Here is a 10,445-nt window from a genome sequence, read left to right as displayed (position 1 = left end):
TTATAAGAGATGAGAATTTTTGCTTCTTTTAATGCCTCATCAAAACTTTTGGTGCTTGTAAGAATCCCTACTAATGCTCCGCGCACATCGTCGTCTTTGGGGTATTTTGCTAGATATTCATACGCTTGTTTTTTGGCGTTTTCAAAATCTTGTTGCGCGACTAGAATCCCTAGAATCTCTTTTAGATAGCTTTTGTCAGGGTGGATTGCGTAAGCTTTGGCAAAGGATTCTTTGGCATTTTGTAAGTCTTGTGTATCTAGTGCCGCATAACCTTGCATAATATAAATATCTTCCTCGTTTTCTGGAAAATTTGTATTCACGAAAGAGAATTTAAAATCATTTGTCCTAAGACAACCTACAAGCCCTAAAACTAAAATTAAAACAATACTGAAACTTATCAAAAGTTTATTTTTTGACCACACCGATACATTCCTTTAATAAATCTGCCCATTCTTCTTTGTAGCAATCCCAAAAAGGGAATCGCACGCATTGCGCAGGACGCTTTTGGTAGATTTGACATCTGCCATTTTTGAAAAACACGCAAGAATACGCACCATTGCTTTCTAAAATCTCGCATAAAGAATAACGATAGCCAACTTTTTTGACAAATTTTTGACAAAATGTGTCAAACTCTAAGCCTAAAAATTGTGCGATTCCTTGTATTTCTTGCGGTGTTACAAAGATATAGCCTGTTTCTCCTGTGCAACATTTGCCTCCGCATTGTTCGCATTTGCTTGAATCAAAGCCAAAGGAAAAGTCTGAATCTTTTAACATTTGATACTCCAAGTTTTGGCTTTTTTGTAAATCTCAAGCACTTCTTGCGTGAAATTTAAGTCAATATGGGTAATCAGCGGAGGCAGAATCTTGCATTGACTTTTAGAATTTTTTTTGCAACGACACAATACCAAAGTTGCGCTTTTATCTAGCTTTGGATAAACAAAACGCAAGCAAATTGGACGAATTTTGTAAGAATGTAACACACAAAAGAGATGAAAAATAGCTTTTGCGTCGTAGCAAAAAATAAATTCTCCTGTGGGCTTGAGCAGGGAATTCACTTTGCGAGCGAAATCTAAAAAGGGTAAGTTTTGGGCATAACGCGCGCTAAAAATATCGGAATTTTGGGATTTTATCACATCGTCGTGATAAAAAGGGGGATTGCTTAAAATAATGTCAAAAGCTACTTGGGTTGTAGAATGTGTTTTTTGGGATTTTGTGTTTTGGGCTAGTTGGGAGTTGAAATCGTATTCTAAAAAGTCCGCACAAATCAAATGTGCTTTGGTGTGATTTATCCGTAGATTGTGTGAGCAAAACTCCGCCATTTTGGGATTTTTTTCTATCATTGTTAGTCTGCATTTAGAATCTCTTGCGCACAATAAACCTAGCACTCCGCAACCCGCACCAACTTCTAAGAGATGATGACGCATTTTCAAGAAAGGAAGTGCGAAATCATAGAGAAAGAGTGTATCGCTGTTGTAACAATAGCCATTTTTGGGTTGATAGATTTGCATTGTGGATTCTTTTAGGGTAGTGTGCTGATTTCTAGCGAGAATTTCTTTTGCTTTTGTGAATCTTGAATGTGTAGGGTGATAGAATCACTCTGCACTTGGTAAGATAAAGAATGGTTGCCTCGCTTGAGGTTTTGTGTAAAACCGCTTGCATTGGGGAGTTTGTTTTGTCCAAAAAAGATTTCATTGCCCAAGAGGACAGCTTGTAAATCTAGGTCATCAAAATGGCTGTCTCCTAATAGTCGCCGCATAAAAGAATCTTTAGAATAACAGGTCTGATTTAAACAAACTTTGTTTGCATAGCATTCCATTTGAAGTAGCAAAACACCTGCATTGAAAATCTCTAAAGTTGTGTGGTTAGGATAGGTTTTGATAAATCCTAAATCATAGAATTTGAAGTCTTTTGTGGAAAAAAAGATTGTTTTGGAGGTAGAATTTTGTATGTTTTGGGGCGTTTTTGCGCACCCAAAAACTACAAATAGAGTAAGTCCTAAGAAAGCGAGACTTAGAATTGTTCGCCTGTTAAGATACGATACCATCTTTTTCCGTCAAGTTTAAGTTCCATACTGACTTGGCAAAGTCCGTCTTTATAAACGGTTTCTACGATTTCTGCATTACGAATCACCGCTAATACTTTTGTTTTCACGGTTGAGTTTTTAAGCACCATATCTCGCACGGTGTCTTGTGCATTGACGCGGATTCCATACATTTTCTCACCGATTTGTCGGTAAGCATCTACGATTGCTGCGCGTTTTGCTAATGCTAGAGCTTGTGCTGGAGAGAGTGTAGATTCTGGTGCGACACCCATACCAATTGCGCTAATTTCAATAATGCTTGAAGGAGTGATGATTGGCGCGTTTGGAATCACAATATCGTCGCCTCCTACTTCAATACCTTGCAAACCTGCTGGAGAGTTAGAGTTTCTTCCGTGTGAGCTTGCATAAGGGCTTTGAGGATTTGAGTTTGCCACCACTGTATTGCCTGCTTTGCCAATAGGGCTAATGGTCTCACTTGTGGATACAGAATCAATTTGCTGTGCTGCAAATAAACTACCTGCTAAAAGCGTTCCCGCTAAAACTAATGAAATAGATGTTTTTCTTGTCATTTCAATCCTTTTTGACATTTGAGATAAAAATCTTGAAGCAATTAGTGTTCCACTTTCGACAAAAGCACTTCTCGCAAATAAGTTATCATTGCTTCTATGCCCTCTATATAGAGTGCTTGTGCCTTTTGCCAAAGGTTTTGCATATTGTTATGAGGCAAATGCAAGCTTGCTAGGGCAATAGCATAGAGAAAATGGCTTAAAGTCCCACCAAATAGAATCCCAATAAAAGGATTGTTTTGTCCCTCTTTGGAAATGATTTCAAAGATTTTGTCTAGCGCGATAAAAAGGGATTTTTTGGATTCTACCTTGACTTTGAAGCTGTCTTGAATTTTGTTTTTAAATGCAAGAATCTCAAAGAAATACTTTTGTGTTTCTTTGGTGTAAAAATCTCCTTGAAGCGGGTCTTTAAAAAGAGATTTAAGGTTTTTAATCTCTTGGGCTTTGTCAATAGGCTTTAGCTCAAAGTCTTGATAATGCACAGCTTGTGCGCCTGTGATTTTTGCTCCGTCATTGAGATTTAGGATATTAAAGGGTTTTAATGCCCTAAAAGCTTCCTCTAAAGCGGTGCGTGAGAGAGAATAAAGAGCGTCAGAATAAATATCTTCGCTGAAATTTCCCGCCACAGGGTAGGCGTCCTCTGGAATCCGTGCCTCTTCCTCTTCATAATAGGAGTTTTGTGCGTGTTTTTTCGCACCTTTTTTGTATCCACAATCCAAGCCACACAAAATCACATCACTCCCCAAATAACTTGCAAGCGATGCTCCCGCATTGCCTACCAAAGGCGCGGTGAAACGCACTTTAAAACGCGGTGCATTGAGATTTGCGGCACTTGAGCCGTCGCGTTCAAAGAGATAAATTTCTTTTGCAAGGCTTTTTGCCTTTTTGTCCAACACGGTTGCACAAAGTAATGGAATCTCTCCTAATGGTGCGGCTTTTAATACTTCATCTAAATAATCGTGTCGCTCAATTTCTATTTGAAAATCTGGAGTAATGCCTGCCTTAAGAAGCGGTTTTAGTGCAGTTCCACAACTAAAAAGAATCATTTTGTGTTGGTTTTGCTTAATAAAAGGAAGCAAGAAATCAAGGCTAGGACCATTTGCAATGACGCAAATAGGAGCATTAACGCGTTTAGGCTCTAAAAGCATAGGTGCAAGAGGAAAGCTTAGTTTATTGACGATTCCGCGCATTTCATCTTCAAAAGTTCCCCAACCGCGCAAGATTTGTGAGTGCATTTCAAAAACGATTCCGCGCACGCTTTGATTGAGCGGAGTTTGATACATCATCAGTTCAAAGCGCACGATAGAAGTGCTGATTTTGCGCGTTAAAAAGAAATGATTGATATAATCTCTGTGCATCATGCTTTCTAAGAAAATATAACCCGCTCTGTGTTCGGTTTTGCTAAAAAGCAAGGCAAAATCCACAAAAAAACACGCAATTCTAAACAAATCAAAGGATTCCTCAAAAATAAAGAAATTATGAATCATCGTATAGTTTTCTGCTAAAATCTGCAAAAAAATCCCTCCTCCTAAGCCAAAGAGATTGAGGCTTGGCAAAAAATCACTTGGCAAGTGATAGGCGGTAACCCCGCCATTGTCTATGGCAAATTCAAGGATTCCATTGACTAAAATGCTACTATAAGGAAATTTTTCATTCATCATTTCTGCGCGCGTGCCATAAATACGATTCCATTTCTCATTAATTGGAGGATTATAAGCGCAATTTTGATGCACTTCTATCATACTTGATTTGCCATCAATTAAAGGGAAAAGAAAGCTATTTTGTGCAAAATTAAGAATGTTGATTCCCTCTTTTCCAATATAAAGTTGATACTCTTTTGCGGGTTGTTGTAGCCTTTCAAATAAATTAGGATAATCGGCTTGAAAAAAGGCAAGGTTTTGGTGGAATCGCGAGGTTACAAAGGCTTCAATTTCTTCACAACTGCTATTTTTTAAGACTTCTAAAATTCCTCTGTATTTTTGGTTTTGATTTGTCATTGCGATTCCTAAAATTTTAATGCGCACATTTTAGCAAAAATTTTAAAAAGCAAAGACAAAAAAGCAAAATTTTTGAGTTTGTAGTCTATAATATGTGCTTTGAAATTTTTTTAAAGGCAGCTTATGCAAGATTACAAGATTTTTACAGGAACTGCGCACCCAGAGTTTTCTCAACGCGTTGCAAAAGAGTTGGATATTGAGCTATCCCAAGCGGAAGTAACGCGCTTTAGTGATGGAGAGATTGGGATTCGTATTTGTGAAAGTGTGCGAGGGAAAGATGTGTTTGTGATTCAATCCACTTGCGCTCCTGCGAATGATAATTTAATGGAATTACTCATTATGATTGATGCACTCAAACGCAGTTCGGCAAAATCTATTAATATCATTATGCCTTATTTTGGTTATGCAAGACAAGACCGCAAAGCTTCCCCACGCGTCCCTATTAGCGCAAAATTGGTTGCAGATTTGTTGCAATGTGCAGGTATTACGCGACTTGTTGCAATGGATTTGCACGCTGGACAGATTCAAGGTTTTTTTGATATTCCCGTGGATAATCTTTATGGTTCTATTGTTTTTAAAGAATACATTATCTCCAAGAATTTCAAGAATCCTATTGTGGCAAGTCCGGATATTGGCGGAGTGGCGCGCGCAAGATATTTTGCTAAACTTTTGGGGTTGGACATTGTCATTATTGACAAACGACGCGAAAAGGCAAATGAAAGTGAAGTAATGAATGTGATTGGAAATGTTGAGGGCAAAGATGTGATACTTATTGATGATATAATTGATACTGCGGGCACAATGGTAAAGGCAGCAAGTGCGTTTAAGCAAAAAGGTGCAACAAGTGTGATTGCGCTTGGCACTCACGCAGTTTTTAGCGGAGTGGCTTATGATAGAATCCAAACAAGTGAGATTGATGAAGTGATTGTTACAGATACGATTCCTTTAAAACAACATTGTGAAAAAATCAAGATTTTAAGTGTTGCGCCTTTGTTTGCTGAAGTCATTAAAAGGATTAATAAAGATGAGAGCGTTAATTCACTTTTTGCTTAGTTTGTTGTGCGCAGGAATCTTATGCGCACAAGAAAATGTGCAAAGTATGGAATCGCAAAAGATTCAAGTTGTTTTGGAAACTACTTCGGGCAAGATTGTGCTAGATTTGTTTCCGCAAGTTGCACCCAAAGCGGTAGAAAATTTTGTTACACATACCAACGAAGGCTATTATAATGGCACGATTTTTCATCGCGTGATTCGCAGGTTTATGATTCAAGGAGGCGACCCAAGTGGCACAGGAAGTGGAGGAGAATCTATTTGGGGAGAAGATTTTGAAGATGAGATTGTAAAAGGTTATGCGTTTGATAGGGCGGGGATTTTGGCAATGGCAAATGCTGGGGAAAATACGAATGGAAGTCAATTTTTTATCACCACGACGCGCACTCCGCATTTGAATGGCAAGCACACGATTTTTGGCGAGATTAGTGAGGATTCTAAAGAGGAGAGTTTTAAAACTTTGCGTAAAATAGAATATACTCCGACTAATTCGCAAGATAAGCCTATCAAAGAACAAAAAATCTTAAAAGCTTATGTTATTCAAAATACTACAATGCAATGAAGCGGTAATAAATTATGGATTTGCAGTTCAAAGCGTGCGTGCATTGCATAGCTTCGCACATAGTTTGCACAGCTGCTTTGTAAGTCGTGTGCCACGAATTGCAAGGACATAAGAATTCGGTTTGTTGTTGATGTTATTGTATTTTAATCTTTTTGTCTTATAATTCTTATTTATTTTCTAAAAATTTGGGGATATTTTGCAAACACTCCATCAAGCGTTATTGCTAAAAAAGCTCTATTTATTGCAATCTTTTGGATTTGATTATTGTAATCCGCAGTTTTTAGTGCCTACACAAAAAAGATTCCAAAGTCAAAATCAAGGAGATTTGAGGCAATTAATAGAATCTTGCAAGTTGTGCGCACAAAAAACTTCCTCGCCAAGTGCGGGATTGTGCCATCAAAACTCTAAGCTTGTTTTTCTCTCACTTATGCCTTTATTAGATGCGCAGCTACGTTTTGCTTCTAAAAGTGCGCAAATGTTGAAAAATATCGTTGAACGCGTTTTTGATATGAGATTGCAAGAGGTTTCTATTTTGTCGCTCTTAAAATGTGAGATTCCGCAAAATTCTCAACAAATTTGCATAGAATCGTGTATGGGATATTTTCTCAAACAAATTGAATTTACACAAAGCCCAATCCTTGTTTTGCTTGGAGCAGAAGCTTATTTTTATCTTACACAAGATGGAAGTGATTATAGAAATGTGCAAGGTAAATTGCTAAAATGGAATCATTTAAAGCTTTTTCCGACCTTTAGCTTAAACCAACTCCTAAGGCAGCCAAAATTAAAAATCAATGCGCACAAGGAGTTTTTACACCTTAAAGAATTATTAAAGGAAGAGAAACAATGCAATTAAAAAACAATTTTAAAAGAGGTTTAAAAAATCTGTGGATTGCACTCATTATCAGTGCATTAGTGATTCCTCCTTTTGCAAATGCAAGCGGTAAATATCTTTCGCCTCTGCCGCTTCCAAATATGGAAGTGCTGAATGTGGAATCGCAAAAATGTAGCACTAGCTGCCTAAAGGAACTTTTAGAAAAAGAACAGGTTTTTTCTTTTATTGCAAAAATTGATGAAAACAATCAAAATAAAGAAATGATTGAACAGCTTAATCAGTTTTTATCGCAGCTTGAAATTTCGGAAATTCCTTATTTTTTGGGTTTGCAAAAATCCTTGTTTCATATTGCCTTGCTATTTCCACGCAAAGCAATTGGACGTTATTCTAGCACAACAATGAATACTATTTTGAGTTATCTTTTGCTTCAAAGGGGAGGTTTTAACTTTGAAGTTTTTGACTCTCAAGGAGAATCTTTGGAGGATTTGCAAGCAGCATTAGAAAAAATATATGCTAAGGGACATCGTCAAGTGATTGCAGTTTTGACGCAAGAGGGAGCGAATCATCTTGCGACAATGCGCACAGATTTGTCTATTTTTATTCCAAGCGTGCATAAATCTCAAATTTTGTCCAATGCTAACGATTCCTCTCATCTTATTTTTGGTGGAATTAGCTATGAAGAACAAATTAAAAAATTATCCGAGATTCAACCCCATATTCGTGCGGCAAGCTTTTATGATTCTGGGAATATTGGTAAGCAAATGCAGCAATACACGCAAGCCTCAAATGAAAATTTACAACTTTCTAAAAGTTTTAGCCTCAAACAAGGTTCTGAATTGCCAAAGGAAATTAAGGCATTAAGGGGAGCTTTACAAGGAACAAGAATCTTTTTGAATACGCCCATTACAAATTCTAGCATTATTCTTTCGCAGCTGACTTATAATAGCATTCGCCCCAATGGAATCTACTCTACGCAAATCAACTACAATCCAAGCTTGCTTTCTATTACGCAAGAGAGGGATAGAAAAAATATGTTTATTGCCAATTCCATTGCCCCGCTGGATAGTTTGTTTGTGGAGCAGGCAAAGTTGTTAGATGTGGATTTGGAATATGATTGGATTAATTATGCTACGGCTTTTGGGATTGAATATTTTTATCGCAAGAGTTCCCCCGGTGCTAAACGATATTTCAAAGAAAGAATCAAGGACAATCAGGTGCAATATAATATTGAGATTCTTACACCTACAAACAATCGTTTCGCGCCGCTTTAATGCTGAAAAACTTTAAATTACCTACTGGTTTTCCGCCAAGTCTCGTTTTGAAAGTGGTTCAAAAAAGGCATTTTAAGCATTTAAAAATGCGATTCTGCGCGGATTCTACCTTGATTGTGAATTTGCCAAGATATGTTAGCAAAAGGGCTTGTGAGGAATTTATCGCAACAAATTTACAATGGATTTTGAAACATTTTGACACAATCAAGCAACAAGAAGCGAATATTTCTTTGAATCAATTTTATTTGTTTGGGCAGTGGGTAGAGTTTGAGACGCTTTTGCTTGATAGAGAATTAGAATCTTATTTGCAAAAAAGATTGCAAGATTTTGGCTTTGAGGGAGATTGTGCGATTCTTATGCAATTATGGCAAGCGGTGATGCAAGAGAATTTGCTAATGAATCCGATAGGGGCAAAGTCAAAGCTCCAATCTCTTTTGAGAATGGTTTATCAAAAAGCTTTGGAATCATATATTTCTTTGCATATTAATGCAATTTCTCAAAAAATGCAGCTTTTTCCAAAGTCTATTTGTTATGGTAAGAGTTATCGTCAATTGGGCTGTTGTAGAGCTAAAGACCAATCCGTTCGCTTTAGTTTGCGCTTGGCATTAATGCCGTATTTTTGCATTGATTCTGTGATAATTCACGAGTTAGCGCATTTGCGTTATCCTCATCACGGGCAGGATTTTTGGAATCTTGTGCGGACATTTGATGACAATCCTCAAGGCATTCAAGAGTGGCTACAAGCCAATTATTCACTTAATGCAAGACTTTATCAAAAAATTTTTAAGTAAAGTCTATTGATTTTGTTCTTATGCAAAACTATGGATTGTTACGAATCACACGCAATTCTTGCAATGATGAAAAGCAAATCCAATAAATTAATTTAATGAAACTTTGGTGTTAAAAATAATATGTTCTGCTATAGCGCAGATTAGAGGGTGGTTTGCGTATTTTTTCAGATAGGTAAGATAAAGCTTGCGTTTGAGTTTCACGCCCGGGACTTTTGTGCTAAAAAATATGCGAGATTGTAGCTCGCTTTTAACTTGTGTATAAGGCAAAAAGGCAATATAAGGTATTTTTGATTCTTTGTTTTCTAGCATAAATTGTTTAATCTCATTGAGGCTATCAAAACGCATTTTAACATTTAGCTGTTCTCTGTTTAGATTGAATGCTTTTAAGTATTTATAAATTTCTGGAATCACTTGTTTTGTCATTTCTAATCCCAACCAAGTATAAGAGTAGAGCTGTTCATATCGGATAAGTCGCGGAGGTAGGCTTAGATTGCTAATCAAAACCATTTCATCTTCTAGCCACTCACGATAAATGATTTCTTCATTAGGAATATACGATTCCACTAAAGCAAGATTGCAAAGATTATTTTGTAAATCCCTAATGGCTTGCAAGGAAGTGGAAATATAGAAATGTGTGTCGGAATAAATTTTTTGTTGCAAAGTAGGGAGACATTTAGGAAAAATAGAATGTCCAATTGTGTGAGAACAAGCAATACGAATCGGTTCATCATAATGAATGATTTGCATTATTTGGTGTTGGTATTTGTGTAAGTTTTTAAGAATTTCTTGCGCAATGAGGAGCAAAATCTCACCCTCTTGCGTGAGGCGAATTTCATTTTTTTTGCGGATAATGATTTTTGTATTGTAATATTCTTCAATGAATTTGATTTGTTGTGTTACAGCAGGTTGAGAAATACCAAGTTTTGCGGAGGCTTTGGAGAAGCTTTTTTCTTGGACTACAACAATAAATGTCTGCAATTTGGTAAAATCACGTAACATCATTTAGAGCCTTTTTAAAATATCTTGAATCTTATTTTAACAAAAAATAATTTATTCTTATATTAATATTTAATATTCATTGATGCAAAGATTTTACTTGGTATAATTTCCTTTTTGTTTTTACCAAAATACAAGGGGCTTTATGCAAGATTCTTTTTTAGAGCAGCTTAATAGTGCGCAACTTGAAGCCGTCAAAACCATTGATGGTGCGCTTTTGATTCTCGCAGGGGCAGGCAGTGGCAAGACCAAAACGATTACTACGCGTCTTGCTTATTTGATTGATGCAGTTGGGATTCCACCGGAATCTTGTTTGACGCTTACCTTTACGAATAAAGC

At 36.9% G+C, this 10,445-nt stretch carries 12 protein-coding genes and 1 pseudogene; 6 read left to right on the top strand and 7 right to left on the bottom strand.

The features are described 5' to 3' along the window. The 6 genes and pseudogenes from Q1553_RS04970 to Q1553_RS04945 all read right to left on the bottom strand — a co-directional run. Window positions 1-422 (bottom strand): annotated as a pseudogene (locus Q1553_RS04970) (hypothetical protein); the annotation flags it as partial. Beyond that, window positions 406-774, bottom strand: coding sequence for a YkgJ family cysteine cluster protein (locus Q1553_RS04965; RefSeq protein WP_297570229.1), 369 nt, complete (start codon window positions 772-774; stop codon window positions 406-408). The gene Q1553_RS04965 and the pseudogene Q1553_RS04970, both read right to left, overlap by 17 nt. Continuing rightward, complete coding sequence (locus Q1553_RS04960; protein WP_297577961.1) at window positions 768-1,508, bottom strand: methyltransferase; 741 nt, start codon at window positions 1,506-1,508, stop codon at window positions 768-770. Before Q1553_RS04960 ends, Q1553_RS04965 begins: the two co-directional genes overlap by 7 nt. An 11-nt stretch (window positions 1,509-1,519) precedes the next feature. Further along, window positions 1,520-2,044: a hypothetical protein gene (locus Q1553_RS04955; RefSeq protein ID WP_115551484.1), complete on the bottom strand. Its 525-nt coding sequence runs from the start codon at window positions 2,042-2,044 to the stop codon at window positions 1,520-1,522. Further along, a complete protein-coding gene (locus tag Q1553_RS04950) occupies window positions 2,011-2,610 on the bottom strand; it encodes an LPP20 family lipoprotein (protein WP_115551483.1) in 600 nt (199 codons plus the stop codon). The genes Q1553_RS04955 and Q1553_RS04950 overlap by 34 nt, the downstream gene beginning before the upstream one ends. A gap of 41 nt (window positions 2,611-2,651) precedes the next feature. After that, window positions 2,652-4,604 carry a 6-hydroxymethylpterin diphosphokinase MptE-like protein gene (locus Q1553_RS04945; protein WP_115551482.1) on the bottom strand — a complete coding sequence of 651 codons (1,953 nt, stop codon included), beginning with the start codon at window positions 4,602-4,604 and terminating at the stop codon, window positions 2,652-2,654. 123 nt (window positions 4,605-4,727) lie between these two features. Here Q1553_RS04945 and Q1553_RS04940 point away from each other — a divergent pair, with 123 nt between their 5' ends. The 5 genes from Q1553_RS04940 to Q1553_RS04920 all read left to right on the top strand — a co-directional run bounded on the left by Q1553_RS04940 (window position 4,728) and on the right by Q1553_RS04920 (window position 9,110). After that, a complete protein-coding gene (locus Q1553_RS04940) occupies window positions 4,728-5,657 on the top strand; it encodes a ribose-phosphate pyrophosphokinase (protein WP_115551481.1) in 930 nt (309 codons plus the stop codon). After that, on the top strand, window positions 5,629-6,216 hold the full coding sequence (locus Q1553_RS04935; protein ID WP_115551480.1) for a peptidylprolyl isomerase: 588 nt from the start codon (window positions 5,629-5,631) through the stop codon (window positions 6,214-6,216). The genes Q1553_RS04940 and Q1553_RS04935 overlap by 29 nt, the downstream gene beginning before the upstream one ends. Window positions 6,217-6,457: 241 nt before the next feature. Continuing rightward, window positions 6,458-7,069 (top strand): uracil-DNA glycosylase family protein, encoded by a 612-nt coding sequence (locus Q1553_RS04930; protein WP_298060478.1) that lies wholly within the window; start codon window positions 6,458-6,460, stop codon window positions 7,067-7,069. After that, window positions 7,060-8,319 (top strand): hypothetical protein, encoded by a 1,260-nt coding sequence (locus Q1553_RS04925; protein ID WP_245944220.1) that lies wholly within the window; start codon window positions 7,060-7,062, stop codon window positions 8,317-8,319. Before Q1553_RS04930 ends, Q1553_RS04925 begins: the two co-directional genes overlap by 10 nt. An 86-nt stretch (window positions 8,320-8,405) precedes the next feature. Then, window positions 8,406-9,110: a YgjP-like metallopeptidase domain-containing protein gene (locus Q1553_RS04920; protein ID WP_298495578.1), complete on the top strand. Its 705-nt coding sequence runs from the start codon at window positions 8,406-8,408 to the stop codon at window positions 9,108-9,110. Between the two features lie 87 nt (window positions 9,111-9,197). On the opposite strand, the gene Q1553_RS04915 is transcribed toward Q1553_RS04920, so the two are convergent. Continuing rightward, complete coding sequence (locus Q1553_RS04915) at window positions 9,198-10,112, bottom strand: LysR family transcriptional regulator (protein WP_297570248.1); 915 nt, start codon at window positions 10,110-10,112, stop codon at window positions 9,198-9,200. A gap of 139 nt (window positions 10,113-10,251) precedes the next feature. Here Q1553_RS04915 and Q1553_RS04910 point away from each other — a divergent pair. Further along, window positions 10,252-10,445 (top strand): UvrD-helicase domain-containing protein (locus Q1553_RS04910; RefSeq protein ID WP_300842784.1); only part of this gene is annotated, 194 nt, incomplete at its 3' end.

It is taken from the genome of Helicobacter sp. UBA3407, assembly GCF_949747025.1.
Taxonomy (GTDB): Bacteria; Campylobacterota; Campylobacteria; order Campylobacterales; family Helicobacteraceae; genus Helicobacter_D; species Helicobacter_D ganmani.
This window is presented reverse-complemented; position numbering and strand designations above follow the sequence as displayed.